General features: G+C 51.2%; 16 protein-coding genes. 12 read left to right on the top strand and 4 right to left on the bottom strand.

Translation table 11 applies throughout. The features are described from left to right. Positions 1 to 8: 8 nt before the first annotated feature. The 3 genes from HRU10_05210 to HRU10_05200 form a co-directional block, all read right to left on the bottom strand. Complete coding sequence (locus HRU10_05210) at positions 9 to 3,446, bottom strand: TAT-variant-translocated molybdopterin oxidoreductase (GenBank protein NRA26632.1); 3,438 nt, start codon at positions 3,444 to 3,446, stop codon at positions 9 to 11. Further along, entirely contained in the window at positions 3,443 to 4,096 is a 654-nt protein-coding gene (locus HRU10_05205) for a cytochrome c3 family protein (GenBank protein ID NRA26631.1), read from the bottom strand. The genes HRU10_05210 and HRU10_05205 overlap by 4 nt, the downstream gene beginning before the upstream one ends. Before the next feature lie 488 nt (positions 4,097 to 4,584). Continuing rightward, entirely contained in the window at positions 4,585 to 6,543 is a 1,959-nt protein-coding gene (locus HRU10_05200; GenBank protein NRA26630.1) for an HAD-IC family P-type ATPase, read from the bottom strand. Positions 6,544 to 6,663: 120 nt separating this feature from the next. Here HRU10_05200 and HRU10_05195 point away from each other — a divergent pair, with 120 nt between their 5' ends. The 6 genes from HRU10_05195 to HRU10_05170 all read left to right on the top strand — a co-directional run bounded on the left by HRU10_05195 (position 6,664) and on the right by HRU10_05170 (position 14,280). Then, positions 6,664 to 7,140, top strand: a complete 477-nt coding sequence (locus tag HRU10_05195; protein ID NRA26629.1) for a hypothetical protein — start codon at positions 6,664 to 6,666, stop codon at positions 7,138 to 7,140. A 74-nt stretch (positions 7,141 to 7,214) separates the two neighbouring features. Beyond that, on the top strand, positions 7,215 to 7,373 hold the full coding sequence (locus HRU10_05190; GenBank protein ID NRA26628.1) for a hypothetical protein: 159 nt from the start codon (positions 7,215 to 7,217) through the stop codon (positions 7,371 to 7,373). A 124-nt stretch (positions 7,374 to 7,497) separates the two neighbouring features. Then, positions 7,498 to 8,202 carry a ShlB/FhaC/HecB family hemolysin secretion/activation protein gene (locus tag HRU10_05185; GenBank protein NRA26627.1) on the top strand — a complete coding sequence of 235 codons (705 nt, stop codon included), beginning with the start codon at positions 7,498 to 7,500 and terminating at the stop codon, positions 8,200 to 8,202. Positions 8,203 to 8,226: 24 nt separating this feature from the next. Further along, on the top strand, positions 8,227 to 9,003 hold the full coding sequence (locus HRU10_05180; GenBank protein ID NRA26626.1) for a ShlB/FhaC/HecB family hemolysin secretion/activation protein: 777 nt from the start codon (positions 8,227 to 8,229) through the stop codon (positions 9,001 to 9,003). Between the two features lie 61 nt (positions 9,004 to 9,064). Then, the gene (locus HRU10_05175; protein NRA26625.1) at positions 9,065 to 10,120 is read left to right on the top strand and encodes a filamentous hemagglutinin N-terminal domain-containing protein; all 1,056 of its coding nucleotides are present in this window, start codon (positions 9,065 to 9,067) and stop codon (positions 10,118 to 10,120) included. Then, positions 10,054 to 14,280, top strand: coding sequence for a hypothetical protein (locus HRU10_05170; GenBank protein NRA26624.1), 4,227 nt, complete (start codon positions 10,054 to 10,056; stop codon positions 14,278 to 14,280). The genes HRU10_05175 and HRU10_05170 overlap by 67 nt, the downstream gene beginning before the upstream one ends. Before the next feature lie 142 nt (positions 14,281 to 14,422). On the opposite strand, the gene HRU10_05165 is transcribed toward HRU10_05170, so the two are convergent. Then, complete coding sequence (locus tag HRU10_05165) at positions 14,423 to 16,141, bottom strand: hypothetical protein (protein ID NRA26623.1); 1,719 nt, start codon at positions 16,139 to 16,141, stop codon at positions 14,423 to 14,425. A 278-nt stretch (positions 16,142 to 16,419) separates the two neighbouring features. On the opposite strand from HRU10_05165, the gene HRU10_05160 reads away from it, so the two are divergent. From HRU10_05160 to HRU10_05135, 6 genes are all read left to right on the top strand, one after another. Then, positions 16,420 to 17,871: an MCP four helix bundle domain-containing protein gene (locus tag HRU10_05160; protein ID NRA26622.1), complete on the top strand. Its 1,452-nt coding sequence runs from the start codon at positions 16,420 to 16,422 to the stop codon at positions 17,869 to 17,871. Between the two features lie 158 nt (positions 17,872 to 18,029). Then, positions 18,030 to 18,941, top strand: coding sequence for an alpha/beta hydrolase (locus HRU10_05155; protein ID NRA26621.1), 912 nt, complete (start codon positions 18,030 to 18,032; stop codon positions 18,939 to 18,941). Positions 18,942 to 18,946: 5 nt separating this feature from the next. After that, positions 18,947 to 19,945, top strand: a complete 999-nt coding sequence (locus HRU10_05150; GenBank protein NRA26620.1) for a hypothetical protein — start codon at positions 18,947 to 18,949, stop codon at positions 19,943 to 19,945. 106 nt (positions 19,946 to 20,051) lie between these two features. Then, positions 20,052 to 21,713: a cyclic peptide export ABC transporter gene (locus HRU10_05145; GenBank protein NRA26619.1), complete on the top strand. Its 1,662-nt coding sequence runs from the start codon at positions 20,052 to 20,054 to the stop codon at positions 21,711 to 21,713. Between the two features lie 93 nt (positions 21,714 to 21,806). Then, positions 21,807 to 22,043 (top strand): PUR family DNA/RNA-binding protein, encoded by a 237-nt coding sequence (locus HRU10_05140; protein NRA26618.1) that lies wholly within the window; start codon positions 21,807 to 21,809, stop codon positions 22,041 to 22,043. Between the two features lie 249 nt (positions 22,044 to 22,292). Beyond that, complete coding sequence (locus HRU10_05135) at positions 22,293 to 23,108, top strand: hypothetical protein (protein NRA26617.1); 816 nt, start codon at positions 22,293 to 22,295, stop codon at positions 23,106 to 23,108. The last annotated feature ends 273 nt before the right edge of the window (positions 23,109 to 23,381 follow it).

Genomic DNA, 23,381 nt, shown 5'->3' with positions numbered 1-23,381 from the left:
GCAATAAATTAGTGAGCTGCGGGAGCGTGGTTTTCATGGTCGTGGCCAGCGTGATCCCCGTGCCCATGTTCCTCGTGACCGCCGTGGCCATATCGGTTTTCGTAATCCTTACGCCCCCAAGGCTGCTTGTAGGCGTCCGGCATTGAGGGGTTCGGATTACGCAGCTTAGCGAGGTAGGTCGTGCGTGGGCGCACATTCAAGTAGCCCAACAGCGCGTAATTTCTCTTACTATCCTTTGCCTTGGACACTTCGGTGGTTTCGTCGGCAATATCGCCAAATTTGATGGCGTCAGTCGGACAAACCATTTGGCAAGCGACCTTGATGGCACCATCGCGGACTTTAATATCATTAGAATCTTTAGCGCGCGCCTTTTGGCGGATCTTGGCTCCCTGGATACGCTGGACGCAGTAGGTGCATTTTTCCATCACTCCGCGCATCCGGACGGTCACGTCTGGATTGTTGCGCATTTTGACAAGCTCGCCTTTGGGCCCATCAGTATTCTTTTTACCCAGAGGTCCAAGGTAGAGGTCAGAAATTTGACGCTTGTTCCAATCGAAGAAATTAAAGCGGCGCACTTTGTAAGGACAGTTATTTGCGCAATAACGGGTTCCAATACAACGATTGTAAGCCATTACGTTGAGGCCCTGGTCGTCGTGGACAGTCGCGTTCACAGGGCAGACTTGCTCACAAGGTGCCAGCTCACAATGGACACAAGACAAGCCCATGAAAGTCACTTGGACGTCCTCAGGGATGCCCTGGTGCCAACCGTTCATGGCAGAACCGGTTTCTCCAGCTGAAGAGTGGATATTCGGGTCTTTGTCGACGTCGGCTGCGAAATAACGGTCCAGGCGAACCCAGTGCATTTCGCGACCGCGCAACACTTGATCCTTACCCACGATCGGGATGTTATTTTCGCTCTGACAGGCAACGACACAGGCGTTGCAACCAAAGCAGAGATTCAGATCGATCGTCATTCCCCACTGCTGTGGGTATGTGAAATCCGGCGTCTCGTAGGCAGATCCACCTCTCGGCGTTTTGGTCGCCTTGTATTGGACAGACTTCTTCTTGTCTTTTCCGTAGATGGCAGGTGAGTGCGCCTCCATACCCATCTTCGAAACGAAGTCAGGATGTTTTTTGAAGTCATCAACCGTAGCCTCGCGGACGATGGCGCGACCTTCCATTGACCAGTGCTCCTGAGTATTCGCAAGCACGTAGGTTTCTTCAGTCAGCTTAATGTCCACGCCGACCGCCGTAGTGGCGTCGGTCGACTTGAGTGGAAAGAAATCAAAGCCGGTGTTCTGCCCGATGCGCCCAACCACACGTCGCCCAAATCCATAGGGAAGGATGACGCTGTAATTTGCCAAGCCTGGCATGACGTGGAGCGGTGCTTTAACGGTCACACCATCCACAGTAATCTCCGCCATCGGCGCAATCTCCTTACCGCGGACATATTTGTTATCACGAGCGTTGGCTCGGAATTTACCCATCGACTGTATGATGGTGGTGCCCGGTAAAATCTGAATGCCTTGCTCTTCTTCTAGCTCACGTGCAAGACGTGGACTGATCACCACGGCGTTATCCCAGGTGAGCTTCGTCATCGGCTCTGGACATTCGAGGAGCCAGCCGTTATTCGCGTAACGTCCATCGAAGACATGTTTGCTAGGGACAAAAATTGCCTCAAGGGAATCTTTGCTCAGCACGGAGGCTGGCATGATCTGCTCGGCAAACTCACTCACCTTTGAAGCAGAGATAGAAAGTGACGTAGCAGCAAATCCACTATCTGGGAGCAAGCCCTCAGACAGGAAAATCTTCATCTTCGTGGCGACGTCGTCTCCGTTTGCGATAGTAGCAAATGTCTCACTCACCATATCGTAGCCGCTTTTACCCGTTTCACCGGCTAGGATGCCCAAGATCTCCAGAGCGGTGAACGTATCGAAAAGCGGTTCGATCATTGGTTGGACCGGCACCAAGGTGCCGTCGAATGTCCGCGCATCACCCCAGCTCTCCAGATAGTGAGACTCCGCGATTCTAAGACCCGCAGATTCCGTGCTCTCAGTATCGTAGTAAGAAAGCGTCGTCAGGGAATCGAGTTTGCCCAGCGCATCCGTAAAACCCGCTGAAGCGGGAGCGTCAAAGGCAGGATTTGAGCTCAAAACGATGAGGTTTTTGACTGATCCCTCAGAGATCGCAGCACCCAGCTCAATAATGGAGTGAGTCGAAGCAGTTTTGGGCGTTTCGACATAACGCAAAAGTCCGCCATCTTCCGCGTGCAGCACTTTGTTGATGGCCGCTACGATGACGTGCACCTCTTCTGGAAGCTGAATACCAGCAAGCACAGCAGAATGCTGCTTATGGTTTACGAGGTCTTGGGCACAGGCCTTTATCCATTCATCATGGGCTTGTAGGGAACTTCCCTTTCCGCGCAGCGTTGCTACGAGATCAGCGTCAAAGTTGAAGGCCTCGAATATTTCCGCTCCTACCAGGGCAATAAATGCAGGCATCTGAGACGCACCCAGGCGGAGTCGGTGATCAGCCATGCCCCCGGTGAGCGAAAAATCGCCTTCCACCGAGTAAAGCCGATTCATCTTATCAGCTTCTTTAGGGTCGTCGATTGCGCGACCTTGACTGAAGCCTCGGATTAAATTCAAGGAACCATTTTCACCGCCAGTGATATCCGCTCCCACAGAGAGAACGCGCTCAGCCTTAGTTAAATCGTAGAGAGCCTTGACGGGCTTCCCTGCGTATTTTTCTAGAGCAGATTCCTGAAATCCTGGTTGGGACGCCTCATACTCGACGATCGATATTGAAGGGTATTTTTTCTTAATCGTCTCTAAAAGTCGGAGGCGCGTAGGGGAAGAACTCTTTCCCGTGACGATTGCGTATCCTTCGCCGCTAGCGGATGCCATGGCTTCGCTCAGCTCAGAAAGCGCGGTGGAGACTTCGGCTTTGGAAGCTTTTCCTCCATTGCGGACAGAATCAGTAAAGCGCTCGGGATCATAGAGATCCAGGATACTTGCCTGCGCAAAGATGGAAGAACCACCGCCGAAAGGCTTGTAGCTGGGGTTTCCTTCAATCTTGATCGGACGTGCACCGTGTGTCTCCACGACCAAAGGAATAGTCTGATTACCAATCGAGAAAGACGTGCTGTAGTAGGAGGGCACGCCGACTGGAGTGTATTCAGGCTGCTGAGCGTAAGGTAGGATATATCGACGTGGTTGACGACAGCCCGCCATTCCGACTCCGGCCAGACCGAATGATGCGGCCATCAGCTTCATGAACTTACGGCGGTCTACACCTTCAAGCTCGGAAGCACCTTCGGGAAATTCCCGCTCTACCCAGTCCTTGAACTCAGACGTTTCGGCCAAGTCATCGAGACTCTTCCAATAGCGTGGCCCGGTGAAATCGTTGGCGGAGGGCTCAGGATGTGAAAATATTCGTTTACTCATCGGTGGCAGCCAGAACAGCTAAGTGGCGGGTTCACATTCCAGTCATGCACAAGCTCTTCGCCCTGTGCTTTTTGGTCGCTCGAATCTCCAGCGGACCAATCCAAGTTATATACATCCTCGACGGGGCGAATGAAACGCTCGGGCTCGCGATGGCACTCGAGGCAAAATGCCATTGAGAGAGACTTTTCGTGGTGGACGACTTCCATTTCATTAACTTGGCCGTGGCAATGCACGCAGCTGACTCCTCGATTCACATGAGCCGCGTGATTGAAATAAACATAATCCGGTGTTTTGTGGATCTGGACCCATTCAACAGGTTCCCCAGATGCAAAGCTGTCACGGATTGGCTGAAGCTTAGGTGAGTCTGTCTTTATCAACGAGTGGCAATTCATGCATGTGTTGGTCGAGGGCACATTAGAGTGCGCGGCTTTGTCGACATCCGTGTGGCAGTAGCGGCAATCCATCCCCAACTGGCCAACGTGTAAACTGTGGTCGAATGCTACCGGCTGTGTGGGTTGGTAGCCCACGCGTGCATACTTCGGTGTAAAATAATAGGTGATGCCCGCAATGATTGACGTGGCAGTCAATGCCAGCGCTGCAATCACTTTGAGCGGGATCGTGTTCACCCATCTTGGGAAGATATTCGCCATAACTCTATGTATGAAATACGATTAGGTCGTAGAAATCAGATCACGTTTCTCTTATGAATTACTTAAGCAAATTTGATAGAGATCCCATTATCTCGCGTTAGTTTAGAATATCCGAGGGGCTGTTGGGATTCGCACTTCAATAGACGATGTCGAAGCGCGGATACTTGCCTGTGTGTAAGAAAAATAAGTGGTGAGATCATTTAATCGCTAGCTAGCGGCATTGCTGCCAAATTCAACGGACTGTTAGGTCGTCAAAAAACTTAGATCAATGGTTATTTTTCTCAAAAAATGGAACATTTCTTTATTGAGACATTGTATCAATAAAAACAAATTAGTTTAGACCTTAGATTAAGTGATTTTAATTTTCACAAACTCATAACTTACAAACACTTAAAAATTTTATTTAGCCCATTAAATAATGAGACGCAGACTCAATAGTTGAATCTTATTCTCAGAAACAGACGTATTAATAGATCGCTTTCACTCATTTATGACATCTGCTTTGCGGCACGCCAACTCACCCAAAGACTAGAACCTAACATAAGCAGCGCAGCGACCACCGGGTGCAGATTTCCAGATGCCGCGAGACCCATACCCACAACATTGTAGATAAGAGAAAATCGAATGTTACCACGAATACAGGCCAGGGTTTGACGCGAATTCTCTATGGCTTTCATAAGCTTTGGCAGAGATTCGTCCTGAATAATTCCTGAAGCGAACACCCGCGCTAAATGCGTTCCAGACCCAATCGCCAATGAAGCAATGGCCGCGTTCATCGCAGGCGTGTCGTTGATACCATCCCCGATTAGAACAGGCCGCTCGCCGCGTTGAACGGAACGATCTATCTCATCAGCTTTCTGTTGAGGCGTCATCCCATATTGCATGGTTACCCCAGACTCAGCCAGGGAGACCTGAGGCCTGGGATCGCCCGTTATCACTGAGGATTCGATACCATCATCTGCAAGCCCTTGAATCAGGGCCTCCACGTCGGGCCGCAAACGCTCACGCATGACTAGACGTCCAACAGGCTTTCCATCGATCAAGAGAGCCAGTTGCTTGGAATCTACCGACTCTGAATCACCCACCTGTGTCGCATCAATAACGTCAAAGCGTTGTTTGGACGCTAAGTTACCAGAAATTCCACCAGGGATCAGCGTTACCTGGTCAAATACAACAGGCTGTTCAGGCTTACCAAATTTGCGGACGATAGCTTGGGCGACCGGATGATCGGACTGCGTTTCAAGCGAACTTAACCAACGAATCAAAGTCGATCGGTCGATGGGAGCCTGCTCATCTAGGATCAAATCAATCCCGAGATCATCAAAATCGGTCAAGGTCCCAGTTTTATCCCAGAAGATTCGGTGGGTAGAAGCGAGCCCATCGATCAAGCGTGCATCGCGCGACACCACGCCAAGAGATGCCAAGCTGAGTAATCCTCGCCAAACCGCTATGGGTGTCGCCAAACCCAATGCGCATGGACAGGCCACCAAGAGCACCGACATCGCATTGAAGAGTGCCGTTACCCAAGAGTCACGCCAAAGCCAAAAAGCTGCCGTGAATACGGCAACGCCGATGACAAAAGGGACAAAATAGGCAGCCAATCGATGAGCTTCGGCTTCTATGTGTGACGGGTGCTTCCGGGCTTCCTTCAGCGAAGCAAATACACCATCAAGCATGCGCCCATTCTGAATGGGATCAGGCACCACCGAAATGTCACCAGAAACGAGCCAATACCCCGCTTCAACCCGATCCCCCTCAGTTGCATCCACCCAATTTTTCTCGCCAGTCAGCAAAGCGGTGCGCAACACCCCTGACCCCTCAGAGATCGTCCCGCTGACCGTGATCGGCTCGCCAGCTTCCACACTGACTCGCGATGTCTCATCCAGATCACCCACGGCCACCGTCATTCGATTACCACAACAACGCTTAACAAAACACTGCGAAAAGTCGGTTTCGACCTGCTCCACTTCTTTAAGCATTTGCTCGCGTGTGCGCCTACCCACGAATTTCCCGAGCGAATAAATCGCCAGAACAATAGCAACGACTTCATAATACACGCTGCCCTTCCCAGTAATCGAAGCAATGAGTGATGCTGCCATAGCACCGGTGGCGGTAAGTGTAAACAAAGCCTCAATCCCAATCCGACGCTCGCGAACCGACTCGGCTAATGCAAACAGCAGGGGACGCCCTAACAAACATGCCACTAAAACTGCTGAACCCGCCAGGATGCCATGCAAAACCCAATACGCCGTCGAGAAGAGAGGGGGCTGGGTAATATTGATGGTCAGCCCCCAGATCATCCCCTGCCCTCCGATCAGTATCCCAGCAATGAGGGCGCCGACCCCAGATTTAGGTGTATCCGTTCGAGAATGGCAGCAGGTGGAACCCGCTTCAGAGTCAGATTCTACCTGACTGTCCATCACCGCACTTAATCCTTCTGATGCCATCGCTTGCTCTGTATCTATATGTGTCTGTCAGGAAGAAGCCATGCCACTTTGACTTGCAACCTCGCTGACATATTAATGCACCAAAGAAAGCTGACCGTTCAGCTTCGCAACCCATTTCACATGTCTCAATCTCCTCAATCTACAGGCACCCCAGGTTGGAAGGTCGTCCTTTTTGTTTTTCTACCACTCACTGCCATCGTTGGCTCGGCTTTCATATTTTTGGCTCCGATCATTACGGCTAAGGAGCCCGGCAAACTCTACGTGGGCATCCGTTTCAATAACGAAGCCACCATTCGCTTCATGACTTTTAATGAGGGCAACCCCCTCGTGCGCGTGTCCCTGTTCCCTATCGAAGCCCCCATTGAGGCGGAGCCCATAGCTTCATTTTTTCCGGCTCGCCGAGGCAAAAACGTCTTCGATGTCTCTGCTTTGACAGATGGACAATATCGCGGGCTGTTTGAATGCAATGGCTACCATCCAATCACGGTGGCGTTGCTATTAGAAAATGGGAGCTTTATCCCAGACCCCGTACTCAGCTCACCCGAACATGTGCTGATCATGGATAAGTTTATTGGGGTTTTTATGCAGGAAATCTGACCGAAATAGCGCTGATTCAGGAGCATGCTCAGCAGATTTTATGCTCGCAAAACATCAGCTTTTTCGACAGATACATGAAAAGGTTTCCTCCCTATACCCACAACACTTCAGTCTACGAAGTGATCGCTGGGTTCTGTAAATCGCTGCATTTATTTGATTATGATCTCCTTCAAGGCCTGCAGCCGGTATTTGCCGGTGCTCATTCCCCTGTGTCTGCTTGGACAGGCATCTAATATTCCCGATGCGGGCAGTATTTTGCGCGAACAACCTTCGGTTTAGCCCGAGTTCGAGCAAGTTCCAGAGCAGAAAGAAGCTTTTGAGATAGATCTCAACGATCCCACAACCGATTCGGGTCCAATGATCTTCGTCAGCAAGTTTGTGTTAGAGGGTGTGACACTCGTCTCGGAAACCGAACTCCTCGATGCCTTAGCTCCGTTGACCAACCAAGAGATACCGCTAGCGACACTGCAATCGCTAGATATCATAACTACCTTCTATGCAGAAAACGACTTTTTGGCCCGCGCCCTCCTGCCAGAACAGGATATTATCGACGGCGTGGTGCGCATCAAAGTCATAGAGGGCTCGTTGGGGCAAATCGTTGTAAACAACGAAGGCCAACGGGTTCAAGAAGAACGCGTCATGGGATTTTTCGATCAAGAGATCTCAGCAGGCGATCCGATGAACTTATCCCAGCTCACACGTGCGCTCTCTATTTTAAGCAGTCAACCGGGTCTGGATTTCGACGCGTCACTCAGTGCCGGTGAGGAGGAAGCTGGGGTCGACATCAATGTCACTACTCGAGATACCCCCCTGCTCGACTTCGGCGCAGGCATCACCAATCTAGGCCTGAGGTCTACCGGTGAGTTGCAGGCCATCCTGGGTCTCAATGTTTTCAACCCTCTCGGTCTTTTTGATGAAGCTGTCTTACTTAGCACCTTGACCGAGGGAAGCCATTTCATACTCGGCGATTACAACCTGCCCATCGGCTATAGTGGCCTCCGTGTCGGCACAAGTTTCTCACACCTTGACTATGAGATCGTCCAAGAATCTCTCAAAGAATAGGGTGCCGAGGGCCACGCTTCGACGATGAGTCTCTACGGAACCTACCCATTGGTATTAGAAGAGAATACAAGCATCTCCATATCTGCTCGGGCGACTTACAGATCGCTTCAGGATTTCACTATTGCAGGACAAACAAGTGACCGGGAAGTGATTGTTGGCCAAATCGCTCTAAACGGCTCACACGAAGATGATCTCGGACTCGGAGGCATCACGAACTTTAGCCTCTCCTTTTTAACCGGTCACAGTGACCAAAACCTCGAAACCGCACGTCTACAGGACGCCGTGACGCGGGATGCTTTCGGGTCTTTTTCCAAACTCAATTACGCAGTGCGGCGACTCCAACTGCTTCCCGGCAAGTGGTATCTCGATCTGTCGAGCCGGGGGCAATTTGCATTCGATAATTTAGACTCATCCGAGCGTTTCTCCCTCGGCGGTGCAGAACATATACGCGCCTATCCAATGGGTGAGGCCGGTGGAGATTCAGGCCATATCGTATCGGCCAACTTGTTTTATCGGATTAACCGATTAGTGAGAGCCTCAGTCTTTGTCGATGCAGGCTACACTGAGAATAATTACGAAACTTGGGCCGATTGGAATGCCTTCAATCCGAACCAGGAAAACAGCTATACTTTGGCCGGAGCTGGGGCCTCTCTTGCTATTGGGTCCATCAATGGCTACATCCTTACCGCTTCGATAGCGACGCCGCTCGGGAATAATCCGGGGCGAGATCTAAATGGAAACGATTCTGACGGCCGCAATCCGAGTTTCCGCGGATGGCTCAGCATTACCTCTGAATTCTAAAAATCCTCAAAGCGAAACGATGATGAACCGCTCTTCAGCAACCTCTTTTACCCGACATTCCATGAAATCCCGGACTCCACGACTGCGCGCACTGTCTCTCATTTTCTGCATGGCGATCTCTTCTGCACGGGGCAACCTTCCGGCGAATGCCTTGCCAACGGGCGGCAATATCATATCGGGTACGGCACAAATCACACAAAGTGGCAACCGACTGGACATCACCCAATCGACGCAGCAAGGCATCATCCAATGGGATTCCTTCAACATCGGCGCTCAGTCGACCGTAAATTTCGCTCAGCCCAACTCAGGCTCCACGACGCTCAACCGCGTCTTGAGCAGTGATGCCTCGCAGATCTTCGGAAACCTCAATGCCAATGGAAGCGTCTTTCTCCTAAACCCAAACGGCGTGTTGTTCGGAAATGGTGCCCAAGTAGATGTGGGCGGCCTCGTCGCGAGCTCGATGCAGATCACCGACGACGCTTTCCTCTCCGGGGAGTATCTCTTTGAAGGCGACGCGCATTCAGGCTCGGTCATCAACCAAGGCGAACTGATCGGAAATTACATCGCCATGCTCGCCCCCGAAGTCCGCAACGAGGGCGTCATTATCGCCGAGCAAGGCACCGTCGCTCTAGCAGCAGGCGGAGCAGTCACCCTCAACATTTTAGGAAATCAGCTGATCGATGTGGAGGTCAGCGAGGCCGATTACGATACCCTCGTCGAAAACAAACACCTTGTTGAAGCCGAGGAAGGTTTTGCGGTGCTCACAGCAAAGTCCGCCGTCAGCCTCCTCGGAAAGGTCGTCAATACAGGAGAAGTATCGGCATCTGGTGTGATCAACGATGGCGGTGTGATTCGCCTCGTAGCCAGCAGCACGGTCCTCCATTCGGGTGAGATCACTTCAGATGGCGGCGACGCCGGCGATGGGGGCTCAGTCATCTTGCTTTCAGATTTAGAAAACCCCGACAGCCAGAAAGTAGTCTCTGGCGGAATCAGCGCGCGGGGTGGCTCCAGCTCCGGCGATGGCGGATTCATCGAAACCAGCGCAAGCCAGTGGGAATCGCTGAGTCAGCAGTTATCACTACCTCGGCACCCTCTGGATCGACAGGAGAATGGTTGATCGACCCAACGGATTTCACGATCGGCGTGAATGGGGATATTGAAGCCTCGACCCTGGAGACTCAGCTGGGCTCAAACAACGTGACGATCGAATCAGTCAATGGAGGCTCCGGGACGAATGGGGACATTTTTGTAAACGATGAGCTGAGCTGGAACACCCACACCCTGACGCTCACTGCCGACCGATTCATTGAAATGAACGCTCCGATCGCCGTAACGGGCGGCGGGGGACTCGCATTGGAGTTTGGCCAAAGTGGGACCGTAGCCTCCATGCCTCTGGGAGACTATTTAGCCCGAGCACCCGTGAGCCTAGCAGCCGGGACCAGTTTCACCACGCTCTACGGAACTGACGGCACCCTGATTACCTACACCATTATTAATGACGAGGCCGGCCTGCTCGCGATCGACTCAGACATGGCGGGCGCTTACGTCTTAGGCAACGACATCACGGTAACGACTGACCCCTGGGCGCCCCTCGGAAATGCTGCGGGCGACATCAGCACGGCAACGAGTTTCGCCGGTATTCTTGATGGACTGGGCCACGAAATCGACGGCTTAACCCGCGCAAATACGGACAACGCCAATGGCGTAGGTCTGTTCGGTGTGATCTGTCCCTGTGGCGTCGTTATCAACTTGGGACTTACCAATGTAAACTTGGCTGGCCTCGAAGGCGTTGGCGCTTTAGCCGGATTAAACGCAGGCTTAGTGGCGAATGTCTACTCTACAGGCACAGTGACGGGCAGTGACGCCGCGGGCGTGGGCTTGAACGTCGGGACCAATGACGACCCAGTCGGCGGGATTGGCGGTTTAGTCGGCTACAACTCTGGAGCCATCTCAAGTAGTTATTCGGCCGCAACAGTTACGGCAACCACCGGAGACCAAAGTTCCGGCGAAGGCTTTGATGGCGGTATAGGCGGTCTCGCCGGTTCGAATGACGGCGTTATAGATAACAGCTACGCCACAGGGAGTGTAAGCGGCATCAGAGACGTCGGTGGCCTCGTGGGCTTCAGCTTGGGCAGCATCAACTTTAGCCACTCTGCCGGGGCAGTTTCTGGAACAACGAATGTGGGCGGCCTACTCGGTGCCTTGGCCGACTTTATGGGATTTGACCCCCCGGGCCTCCTCGATGGCACTTATTGGAACACCACCAGTTCCGGCCAGGTGACCAGCGCCAGTTCTGGATTTAACGCATCCACAGGCCTAGATGGCACCGCTTTCCAGCAGCAGAGCAGTTTCAGCGATTTCGATTTTACGAATACCTGGGTGATCTATGACGGAGTCACCGATCCCCTACTGCGCGGATTCCTCACCCCTTATTTCGTGGTCGCGGACGATCTGTCCCAGACCTACGACGGCACCATGGCTTCAGGTTTCACAGCTACGGAAGTGACCAGCCCGCGCCCAGGCACAATTACCGGCACAGTTTCACTCTCTGGTGCGGCCACGACAGCAACGGATGCGGGAGACTACACAATCACCCCAAGCGGACTCACCCTTTCGGCTGCAGGTCAAATGGACCAACATGGGGTCATCATCGAATACGTCGACGGCACCCTGACCATCGACCCCGCAGCTCTCACCGTCACGGCTAGCGATCAGAGCAAGACCTATGGGGACACCTTAAATCTCGGAACGTCGGCATTTACTTCATCCGGCCTGATAGGTTCAGAAACGATCGGTTCGGTTACGCTCACCAGCAGCGGCTCACACGCCGGCTCGACTACTTCAGGAGCCAACTCCTACACAGACGATATCGTCCCCAGCGCAGCCACTGGCGGCACCTTCAATGCCAGCAACTACGCCATCACGTATGCCGCCGGAGATCTGACGATTGATCCGCGCGCACTCACACTCACCTTAGGCCTTACGACAAAAACATATGGCGAGAGCGTCGCTCCTGCTGAAGCGGTGTCTACCGCATTCTCAGCTGAGGGGCTTGCTCCCGGTGACGCCATCGATTCTGTCTCTTTGGAAAGCGAAAATGGTCTTTTGCAGTCAATCACCGCTGACGCACGTTTTTATCCAAACGAAATCAACATAGTCGGTATAAATGGAGACATCGACGAGGAAAACTACACGCTTAGCTTCGTGCCAGGTCATCTATCGATTGATCCAGCGACTGTGCTTATCACCGCCAGCGATCAGACCAAAAATTACGGAGAGACTCTGGATTTGGGTGTCTCCACCTCGAATTTTTCTGCTACCGGATTGAAAAACGGCGACGCTATTGAGTCCGTTCTTCTCGCGAATCGTAATGGATATGCAACCTCCGCCACTCAGGGAGCAGGGCTTTATGAGAACGAAATCGTGATCAATGGTTTCACAGAGAGCGGTTCTGATTTTAGGAGAGCTAATTATAATTTCACTTATGAGGACGGCGATCTGACGATCGATCCCCGCGCGCTGACTATCACAGCCGAAGATCAGTTCAAAGTCTACGGCGATGTGCTCGACCTGGGCACAAGCGCTTTCTCATCCAATGGATTAGTCAATGGTGAGTCTATAGGCGCCGTCACCCTCACCAGCGTGAATGGCTACGCTGCCTCGACCACAGAATTCAGAGGGACTTATGAAGATGAGATCACCGCATCTACCGCAACCGGAGGCACCTTCGACCCCAATAACTACGCCATCACCTACGAATCAGGAGATCTCTACATCGACCCGCGCCGAATAGTCATCACAGCAAGCGATCAGCGCAAAACCTATGGATCCGTAATGGAGCTGGACTTGTCCGCATTCACCGTGACCGGGCTGGTCAATGACGACATGATTGATGGTGTCTTCCTAGCAACTACGAATGGCTATGAAACATCCACCGGGCAAGGTGTCGGTGTATACGAATTTGAAATTCAACCTCAAGGCGTATCGGGAAGTGGGCCGAACTTCAGTCTCACCAACTATGCAACCGCCTTAATATCCGGCGATTTTATCATCGATCCGGCTCCTCTGACAATTGTCGTGGAAGACCAGACGAAAGCATTTGATGGAGAACCCCTTGATGTCACTACCCTCGATTTTAGCATAAATGGCTTGGTAGCTGGAGACTCCCAAGACGTCATCGGCGGCAACCTCATTCTCGGAGGCACTGCCCTCACCGCGACTGAACCCGGCACCTACCCCTTGGAGCTGTCCGGACTTACTGCGGATAATTACGTAATCGTATATGAGCTGGGAGACCTCACGATATCGCAAGCAGTGGAAAATGCTGTGGCCACGATCCAGGAACAATCCCTGAGTCCCAACGTTTACCCACCTGTAAGCTCATTTCATGTGCCGGTAGTGTCTGTGAACGTGTTTCGGGAAAAGAAGACGGCTCCGTTCTCTAGCAACAAAAACAGCGCGAGTCCAGATAGCAGAGTGCCTAGTAATTATAGAACCCCTCCTAATCCAGAATATACTGAAGACGGGAATTCTTGGACAAATTTTTTGAGCCAGTTGAACAAAGAATTAGAAGTGTTTAACATAGGGGCCGAGGAAAATGACCAACTCAAAGAAGATGAAAAAACCGAATTCCAAATCCAACCCTTTAAGAGGAATTTATGGGATTTTCCACGTGACGAGATAGTCAGCGCGCAGGGCGGCCATGAGGAATTTTATTCCTCGAATGGGCACTACACATTAGTCACTGCCGGTGGCATTAAGTATCAGTCCAAAAATGCAGGACGATTCCTCAACGACCTCATGAAGATATCCGATGCTGGTGACGCGGTGACTCAAATGAATATTTCTGGCCACGGCGCGTCTGAGAGGACGAAGGGGGCCAATGTTATCACGCTAACGGGGGGCTACCTTACCTCGGCACGCGATGCCATCATGCTAAAGACCGCGGAGCAATCTACCGATATCACAGCCCTCCTCGCCGAAACCTTAAGCCCGACGGCATCGATTAATCTTTGGGGATGTAACACCGCGCGCGGGAACCTAAACCTCGCCCAGGATTTTTCAAATATGCTCCCTGAGCGCACCGTGCAGGGCTTTATATTCTACGCATTCGCAGAACAAGGACGTGACGGTCTCAGTGACCCCATCGGCTTCCGAAAGACTTATCGCAACGGAGAGCCTTACCGCGCCGATAAAGCCGAGGAGAAAGAACCGTCACTCCGCAAAAATAAGCCTTCTGGGGTGAGTAGAGTCATTCAAGTCGGGAGCCTCTTTTAGGGCAATCGGCCCATTGGGTCACATCAAAGCATGCCCCTCCAACTATAGGATGCGCTGGAGGGCGACGCATCACTAGTTCAACCAACAGTTGTGGCCACGGCGCTCTGTCGCCGTGCCAGGCGGATGTGCGATCATAGCAAATTCAACGAGTCGAATCTGCGACCGGAGACCCAGGCACAACCTCGAGCCTTCCTGAGTACGCAAACAAGTTATCTTCCACAACCAAGCCGTCCGACTGACTCTCATTCAGCCAATCACCCCACTCGGCCCCGTCGTCTCTGCTGAGCTTATTATTTTTAAAGGTAAGGTCAGAGACCAAGGCCAAATCCAAGACTTTGTCGTGCGCGCACAGGAACGTATTCTCGTCGATCAAAATCTTTCGATGATAAGGCGTATGACGCAATGCCGGCCTTTTTAAGTTTGGCTTGAGTTCAAGAACTGCTGCACCCCACTTCGGCGCATTGTAAGCACAGTGATCGAAGGTGTTTTTTCGCAGAGTAAGGTCGTGCACGGGCCCGGATTCATTCCAAAACCCGATGGCTCCTGCAGTCTGAACAGCCGCTCCAGCTGATTGGAAGAAATTCTCTTCCATAAGCACTTTTCCACGTGTGCTAATGAGGGTATTACGCGCTCGATTGCCACGCATAAAGCACCGACGCATGGTGAAGTCAGGAAACCAATCGATGTTATCGAGCGCATCGCCGATCGCTACATTATCAGGTAAAGCCTCAGAAAAGCGCACATCGACGGTCGACATGTTTTGGATAGTTACCTCTGCAGCTTTGCCGGTCCAGTAGGCTTCCGCAGTATCTAGGCGACAGAGCTCAAAGGTATCTCCCTGCTCACCCACGGGAGCGCCCGCCTGTTGAGGATGTCGCAAATCCAGGCGTAAGGTATGCGCATCGAGCTGGCGGATCACCTGGAAATAAGCGCCGTGGATATTGGTGGCATCATCGAGCTGATTCTCAAACCGTCCGTCCTCGATGAGAATATGACCTGCGCAATTCGAAAAATGGGTAGCATCGAAGCAATCCGCATCTATGCGGGTCTTCTTGGGGCTGGGAGCCACGACGCAGCGTTTTAAGGATACATCCCGACAACGCTGACCGATAAAGGCCATACCTCCGCAAGCGTGCACCGTGATATGATTGAGCTTGATGTCCGAGCTGTGGCTCATGCTCACGCCAGGAGCATAACGTTTTGAGCAGCGCAGCATCATTTGATTCCCGACAGTCACGGGATGTTCAAACGATCCTGATAGCCGAATTTTTGTCGCTGTCATCTGTTCGGCCTGCCATTGGACCTGCCAACCGGCCCCACAATTGTCGGCGCTCCCCCGAGCTGGCAGGCGTTTTTGGGTATCCCACTCAAAGAGGCTGTCCAATTGCTCTGACCAATAGCGAGATTTGAATGTCAGGATACCGTTGTGAATAAACCACCCGGGATTGTTTTCAGGCGGTAGCTCCAACTCCATCCAGCCGTCGCCTGCAGCGACCACCTCACCCGATCCGTTTAGAAATTCATGACGATCAAAGGTAAGGTGGTTTACAGTAATATTGTGACAGTCCTGAATCCATAGGGGCGCTACCAGACCATCAGCGTAGAGCCTGCATCCATTTCCCTCGATCGTGATGTCCCGCTTGCCCCGGAGCAAAATTCCATGGACTCTCGGACACAAATCATGATTGGTAATCGGCAACAGCGTTTGTTCTGCAGTCTCTTGCAGCAAATCGTATTCGCCCTCTGGAAAAATGAGAGTCTGCCCGTCCTTGAGTTGCTCAACAGCACGGCGGATAGCAGGAACGAGGTCATTCTCGGCATCGCCAGCCTGGATAAAATCGGTGAGGTATAATGGATTCACTCGATTAAGAACCTTCAAAAGAGGATTGAGTGTCCAGAGTTTACGTTCGCATGGCTCGAGATAAAACATCCTCCCTCACACATAGGACACTCGGAATTTAAGCCAAACTGTATTGCCTAATTCGCTAACAAAAAGACACGTCGAAGAAACCAAGGGAATCCTTTGCATAAATATTCAGCTAAGGATCTAGACCCATTCGGCGGCCTCTTAGAGCTAATGCGTATAGGACTCCATTGATCTTATTTCTATCCAGTTTTTCAAAAGAGAAGTCAGTTGATATGAGTGAACAAAGCAGAATTCCTCTCAAGCGAAGGTTGATCATTGGTTTCTCGATTCCAATCTCAATGTTGATAGTTTCGCTGATTTCTAATAACGTTTTCATGTCCAATATGAGCGGAGAAATGGCCGATCACATTGCCAACGAAATCCCAGAAACTCAGGCTCTCAACCGACTCGCTGCGGCTTCTTATGCCATGCGTATGGATGTATTGGTAATTGCGCGGACCCCTGAACCAGAGGTTCGTAAAATCTTGGCTCAGCGAATCGGCGAAAAACGTCAGCAAGCAGAAGCCGCCTACGCTATTTACGAGGAAAGTTTATTCAGTGATAAAGGCAAAGCCATCTACGCGGAAATCTCAGAGCTATGGGATCAGTGGATCAGCATCATCGAACGCATATATGCCACCAGTGAGGCGGGTAGATTCGACGAAGCCCACACCATGCAACTCACCGAATGCGAGCCAGTTTTCCACACCTACGAAAAAGCGCTCGAGAAATACCTTAATTTCTACAGCGAAAGGCAGGATGCTTTGAACGAGGAAAAAATGGCGTCAATACAGACCAAGATTTACATCATCAACGTCACCGGGATTATTCTGCTCGTCGGTATCTTAATCACAGCCACATTTGTATACTTCGGAGTGACCACTCCGATTAGCCGATTCCTCATCAACATTCGCGCAGCTGCCGAAGAAACGCGTAAGAACTCGGACGGCCTAGCAAGATCTTCTGAGACGCTCGCACAAGGCGCAGGTAATCAAGCTTCAGCCGTTTTGGAAACCTCAGCATCACTCAAGGATATTTCCGAGATGATCCAGTCCAATACAGAACATACCGTATCTGCAAATTCCCTGGGCACGCAAAGCAAGGGTATCGTCGAAGCCGCCAACAATCAGATGAATTCTCTCATCTCGTCGATGGCGGTCATCTCGCAGTCTAGCGAAAGAACTCAGGATATCGTTAAGACAATCGATGAGATTGCTTTTCAGACAAACATTCTGGCACTCAATGCAGCTGTCGAGGCCGCCCGAGCTGGCGAAGCAGGTGCAGGCTTTGCGGTCGTCGCCGACGAAGTACGTAGCTTAGCTATGCGTGCTTCGACCGCAGCTTCAGAGACGTCTCAGCTCATCGTAACATCGGTAGGCCAGATAAACATCGGCACCGCTCAGGCTAACGAGGCCAACGAGGCATTTGCAAAGGTAGAACAGTCCGTGGAGGAGATCTCGACCATCGTCAGAAAGATTGCCGAGGGCTCCAAAGAACAGTCAGCCAGTATTGAACAACTCAGCGGCGCTGTCGGCGAGATTGATAAGGTGGTTCAAAACAATTCTCGAACTGCAGACCGGTCGGCAGCATCGGCGGAAAACCTGAAGCAACAATCCGATGCACTCAACGAGTCTCTCACAAACTTCTACGGTTTCATGGGAATGGAATCTACAGAACGCTCATAAGCTAGGGCCACCAGAGCCTTCTATACGGCGCAGCGGGTGCTGTTGATCTCGGTGGCGAGACAGTCAAACCTGAATCCATAACCAACGCATTCCGCCGAAACTATAGTCGCCAGGCGTTGATAACCTTTACTTATCGACACCTTAATCCTAGTGCACTGATGAATATAGTTGTCAGAATTTCTACCCTGATCGGCCTTACACTCTGCCTCGCAGAAACTACCCTTTATGGAAACGATCCGGAGATCCCTGAACCTGCTGGCAACGTCATCGTCTTTCGTGATGTCCCTTACGTGACACACGGGCATCCACACCAATTACTCGATATCTACCTCCCCGGACAAGAGGAACAATTCCCTTTGATTGTATGGATTCACGGAGGGTCCTGGTGGGGAGGAGACAAGCACAACATCGGAGATTATCATCATCTCACAGATCAAGGCTACGCTGTCGCAAGCGTCGGCTATCGTCGAAGTCGCGAAGCTGCCTGGCCCGCTCAAATCGAAGACTGCAAATCAGCTATTCGCTGGTTGCGAGCTCATGCAGCTAACTACAATATAGATCCAGAGCGCTTGGCCGTCGCGGGGTTCTCTGCCGGAAGTTATCTCGCAGATATGATCGGAATAACGAGTAATGCGCCTCACCTTTTCGATCGGGGAGAGCACCTCGATCAGCCCAGCAGCGTCCTCGCTGTAATAAGTATGAATGGAGCCGTTTCCTTCCCCCGGCGACCATCTAAGAAGAAACATTGGAAACCCAATTGGTATGATAGCCCTTACAGTGTTTTATTCGGGGGACCCATCAGAGAATTCTCCGACTACAGCCGTCACGCCAACGCCGTCGATTACGCAGACCCGACAGACCCCCCGATTTTGTATAAGTATGGAATCAAAGATAATGCTGCTCCCAAACGCCGTGTCGTTGCATACACAAACCGCTTTCGCGATCAGGGTGTTCAAGTCGATATCTTCGAAGATTCCGGCGGTCATCGGATCAAGGCAGATCCAGAGTTTATTGCGCTGCGAGATGCATTCCTTGAAGAGCATCTTCAATCTAAAACCCAGTCCGATTGAATTCTATGAAATTTACGCTCATGTTCGCCCTCTGCATTTTCGCTTCAACGCTTCCAGGCAGCCCTCAGCGTTTCGTAGCCATCGGCTTGGGCACTGATATCTTGTATTCAGACAACGTCAGCGACTGGAAACATGCATCTGTCCCGATATTTAGCGAATACAGCACCGAGCACAGCCTCTTGGACCTCGCATCAGGCAATGGAAGATTTGTCGCCGTCGGAGGAGATTTTGAAAAAGGCAGGATCGTGTTCAGCGCCGATGGAGAAACTTGGCAGAATCTGCCTCCTCGCCCAAAACGCGTCTCTTCGATAGCATTCTGCAATGGACGGTTTGTCGCTATCGAGGGCAACCGGTTTATTATTTCGGAAGACGGAGAACATTGGGAAACCGGGGCAAGACTTCCAGATCACCTCAAGTTGACACCCCTGAAATTAGCGTTTGGAAACAACACTTTCGTTCTCATTGGTACGCACGAATGGAGCGAAACTGGATACCTTGACAATGGTTTTAAAGCGACCACGACAAACGGGGAAAAAATTGATAGCTTCGCGACCCAGCAGAAACACGCCCGTGACATTATCTTTCGTGAAAACCATTTTCTCACAGTCGGCCGCAGAGAACTCTGTGAACGCTCCATGGACGGTAAACAATGGCAGCTGCTTTCCTTCAATCCCTATGGAAACGACTTCCGTGCAGTGATCGACGATGGACTACACCTGATAGCAGAGGGCGGAGCGGCACCATTCATTTCAACCGATGGAAGTGTGTGGAAACGTCTGTCTATTGACCGAGAAAAAATCAGAGTAGCTCCCAGGGCAGCCCCACGCATTCTCTGGAGTGATGGGGAAAAGAGCATAGCCGCTGCCTGGGAATCTCTTTTTCTGAGTGAAGATCCGGCACGCCAATCTTGGCGAAATATCCCCGAAATCGGTGCGTCCATACCAAAGGATCCAGAAACTGGAAAAGGAACTTCATTTCATACTATCGCGATTTTATCAAAATAGCATTGAACGAACCTAGCACCACAAGAGCGTCATAAATTCATAGATCTGACTTTGATCTAGACAAGCTTCGCCTTCCGCTGTCGTCTCCCGCTGTCCTGTATCCATTATGGCAAAACAGCAGCAGTCTCTGGAATTTTTCCGTTTCCTAAATCGCGAGTCTAAGGAATTCGGTGCTCAGCTTCTTTGGCTCACCGCAGCTGCGGGCATAATCAACGGCATCATGGTGGCCGTGCTCGTGACGGCAGCACCGATGGCGGCCCCCGGAAATCTAAATTTTCCCTACCTGTTGATGTTTGGCGTCGCCTTCTTTGCCTTTTACACAAGCAAACGCCACGTCCTCAATAAAACGAACATCATCGTCGAAGGCATCGTCGATCAGGTGCGTATCCGCATCGCCGACAAGGTGCGCAAAGCCGACCTGCTCACGTTTGAGAAAATGGACTCCGGTCTCCTCCAAACCGTCGTCTCCACCCACACCATGGTGATCTCTCAGGCCTCCGGTTTGATTATCAACGCTGCTTCTTCGGTCCTGCTGATCATCGTTTCTTCTTTCTATATCCTGATGATTTCCAAGACAGCCTTTCTCCTGACTCTCGCTGTCCTTGGCGGGGCGATTCTCATCTACATGTCGAATCAGAAGGACGTGGTAAAATACCTCATGGCCACGGCTGCGAAAGAAGGCCAGTTTTACAAGGCCTTCGACGACCTCCTCAAAGGCTTCAAAGAGCTCAAACTCAACAGCCGCAAGGACAACGCATTCTTCGAAAGCGCTCTGAGGAAATCTTCGATGGAAGCCCAGACTTATAAGATCAAGGTCGGGGATTTGGTAAACCGCAACATGTTGTTATCACAGACCACTTTCTACGTGCTGCTCGCTGTTGTGATCTTCATTTTGCCCAATCTCGAGATTGACCTAGCCCCTACCATTATCGCTCTTACATCAGTTATTCTTTTCATCGTCGGTCCCATCAGTGAAATGGTTACCACTTACTCATTTTACACGCGGGCCACTGTCTCCGTCACCGAAATTGACAAGCTTGAACAACAGCTCGAAACCCTGCAGCCCGAGCTGGAAGATACGGAGATTCAAGATTCACAGCCTCTCCCCTTTGAGCATATCGAATGCAAAGGCATCTCTTTTCACTACAACAATGGTAGCCCAGGACGGTTTCAGCTCGGTCCTGTCGACTTCACATTAGAACCCGGTAAGATCGTCTTCATCGTCGGAGGTAATGGCAGTGGAAAATCCACGTTCATTAAACTCTTCACAGGCCTCTACCCACCGAGCGAAGGCAGCATTAACATCAACGGCCGTGTTTTGGGCAAACGCCTCTATCGCCGTTATCGTAACCTGTTCTCACCCGTTTTTTCGGACTTTCATCTCTTTGATCAGATCTACGGCATCGACGACCTTGACGAAGACCGAATCGATCAACTCATCCATAAGATGGAGCTACAGGATCGCACAAAAGTGACGGGCAGAGCCATTTCCAATACTCAGCTCTCTACCGGCCAGCGCAAACGCCTTGCCCTGGTGCTAACAATGGTCGAAGACAAACCTATCTTCATCTTCGACGAATGGGCCGCCGATCAAGATCCCACTTTCCGGCGTTATTTCTATAAAGAAATCCTCCCCCAGCTTAAAGCTGAAGGAAAAACAATCTTAGCAGCGACGCACGATGATAAGTATTTCGATGTCGCCGACGAGGTCTACAAATTCGAGGAAGGGAAGATGCACCGTATCCAAAATGGCGAAAATCCCTTCTAAGATTTCACAGCGCAGTCACCGACCAAATCACCTCACGCAGACCTGCTAAAAAATGACCCTAGAGAAAAAAGCTTGAAAGAAGCCGAAGGTGCGATGGTCATAACGCGCAAAAACGTAGAATATATGAGTGATTTCCTCAAAAGTGAGAAAGTCTTCGCCGACCGAAAAGTGTTCTATCTCGACCTCAAAGAAAACGACCGAGGCCGTGTTTTAAAGATCACCGAAGATGTCAACGGCCGGCGAGACACAATTATGTTACCCATGAGCGCCTTGCAGGAGTTTGTGGACACCTTGGATGAATTCCTCGATTACGAGGAAGAAGAGGAATAGCCCAATTTGTTTGCCGACCTACAATTAAAGGGCTGCCTCCCCTTCAGGTATTCTGGAAAAGAATTCTGATGCGACACTCGTTTGGCCATGAAATATTGACCCTATCTCAGGCAAGCCTGGTTCAAAATGAAGTCGCCGAGTCGATTTTGTAAAAAACTCTTTACGTAGGCGTATATAGCGTGACGCCGTTACACTGAGGGCAAAGTTTTCCCGCAGGCGGTGCTCTGCAAATATCGTTTAATATTGTTCATGATGCATAAAGGCACCTCAAAATTGGATGCATACATCCAGACATTGCTCTCAAGCGACGAAGCTTTAGAACAATTCATCAAAGATCCGCTCGTTTCAGAAAACTCACATGGCTTGACAAAAGCTGAGCGCTCCGTGCTGCGCCGCTCAGTAGTCCACCTACCTCCGACTGCAAAGAGTGGCTTTGCTGCTGTTCGCTCATTGAGCTCGTATCGCCGCTCCCTGCGCCTCCTCCAGAATGTGATACATAATTCAACAGGAGCAGTACAAGGCGATTGTCTCACTGCTACCTCCGAGGTTGCTTCAGCAGGGGCATCCGAACATGCAAGTTCAAACGGTGGGACCTTCTACATGTTTGTGTATTATCCCCAGGGGAGTAACAACTACACCTGTCAGACAAACGCAGCCGTCGATGCTCACGGGGGTCCGTACAGTAGATATCGTTTCTTCCGAATTGTCTTCGGGGCCGGTTATACGACCGTGGGCCGGCTGTTGCTCGGCGCAGCTCAGGCCTTTCCGAACAACATTAGCTACCAGACAGTGAATAACACCCAGGGTGAGTCCTTTGTTTCTGAAATCACCATAGATGGTTCCAGTAACTCAGCCGACCTCAGCAACTCATGCTATGACTTGAGTAAGAATCCAAATGCAGATTTTGCCTTCTGGTTTTACTCGATTAATGGCACCCCCAATCATGGCGGCACCAACGGTATGGAAGGCATGAGCTTTGAAAATTATTATCTCAATTCAGGTGATACTGTATTCTGGCAATTGATCGCTCCGGACCAGCGCTATGGCTTCCACAAGTGTGTTTGATTAAATAAAAGCACTATGTTTCAGCCGCTCCCGTATCATGTGGCGCATGATACGGGGGAAGATCCATGCAGGCCCCAAACCACGAGTCGAATGGGATTAAATGTGCGGGGCGAGATATGGTCTCGTAGAATGACCGCAACACCGATTGCCGAGGGAGCAGATGAAAACTTGGCCCACCCAACGGCTGCCGCCCTAACCCTGCACATCGAACTTGAATGGTTATCAGTTTAAGCTATGCGAGAGCCTGGCTGTCTAGCAATCCTCCACGAAACC

The sequence above is a fragment of the Opitutales bacterium genome, from assembly GCA_013215165.1.
Taxonomy (GTDB): Bacteria; Verrucomicrobiota; Verrucomicrobiia; order Opitutales; family JABSRG01; genus JABSRG01.
Note: the sequence above shows the minus strand (reverse complement) of the source record. Positions and strands in the feature narration are given on the sequence as shown.

What these genes read in the sequence shown, in the direction of transcription:
- HRU10_05210 (NRA26632.1), bottom strand. Translation starts at nt 3,446, where the DNA reads ATGAGTAAACGAATATTTTCACATCCTGAGCCCTCCGCCAACGATTTC.
- HRU10_05205 (NRA26631.1), bottom strand. Translation starts at nt 4,096, where the DNA reads ATGGCGAATATCTTCCCAAGATGGGTGAACACGATCCCGCTCAAAGTG.
- HRU10_05200 (NRA26630.1), bottom strand. Translation starts at nt 6,543, where the DNA reads ATGGCATCAGAAGGATTAAGTGCGGTGATGGACAGTCAGGTAGAATCT.
- HRU10_05195 (NRA26629.1), top strand. Translation starts at nt 6,664, where the DNA reads ATGTCTCAATCTCCTCAATCTACAGGCACCCCAGGTTGGAAGGTCGTC.
- HRU10_05190 (NRA26628.1), top strand. Translation starts at nt 7,215, where the DNA reads ATGAAAAGGTTTCCTCCCTATACCCACAACACTTCAGTCTACGAAGTG.
- HRU10_05185 (NRA26627.1), top strand. Translation starts at nt 7,498, where the DNA reads ATGATCTTCGTCAGCAAGTTTGTGTTAGAGGGTGTGACACTCGTCTCG.
- HRU10_05180 (NRA26626.1), top strand. Translation starts at nt 8,227, where the DNA reads ATGAGTCTCTACGGAACCTACCCATTGGTATTAGAAGAGAATACAAGC.
- HRU10_05175 (NRA26625.1), top strand. Translation starts at nt 9,065, where the DNA reads ATGAAATCCCGGACTCCACGACTGCGCGCACTGTCTCTCATTTTCTGC.
- HRU10_05160 (NRA26622.1), top strand. Translation starts at nt 16,420, where the DNA reads ATGAGTGAACAAAGCAGAATTCCTCTCAAGCGAAGGTTGATCATTGGT.
- HRU10_05155 (NRA26621.1), top strand. Translation starts at nt 18,030, where the DNA reads ATGAATATAGTTGTCAGAATTTCTACCCTGATCGGCCTTACACTCTGC.
- HRU10_05150 (NRA26620.1), top strand. Translation starts at nt 18,947, where the DNA reads ATGAAATTTACGCTCATGTTCGCCCTCTGCATTTTCGCTTCAACGCTT.
- HRU10_05145 (NRA26619.1), top strand. Translation starts at nt 20,052, where the DNA reads ATGGCAAAACAGCAGCAGTCTCTGGAATTTTTCCGTTTCCTAAATCGC.
- HRU10_05140 (NRA26618.1), top strand. Translation starts at nt 21,807, where the DNA reads ATGGTCATAACGCGCAAAAACGTAGAATATATGAGTGATTTCCTCAAA.
- HRU10_05135 (NRA26617.1), top strand. Translation starts at nt 22,293, where the DNA reads ATGATGCATAAAGGCACCTCAAAATTGGATGCATACATCCAGACATTG.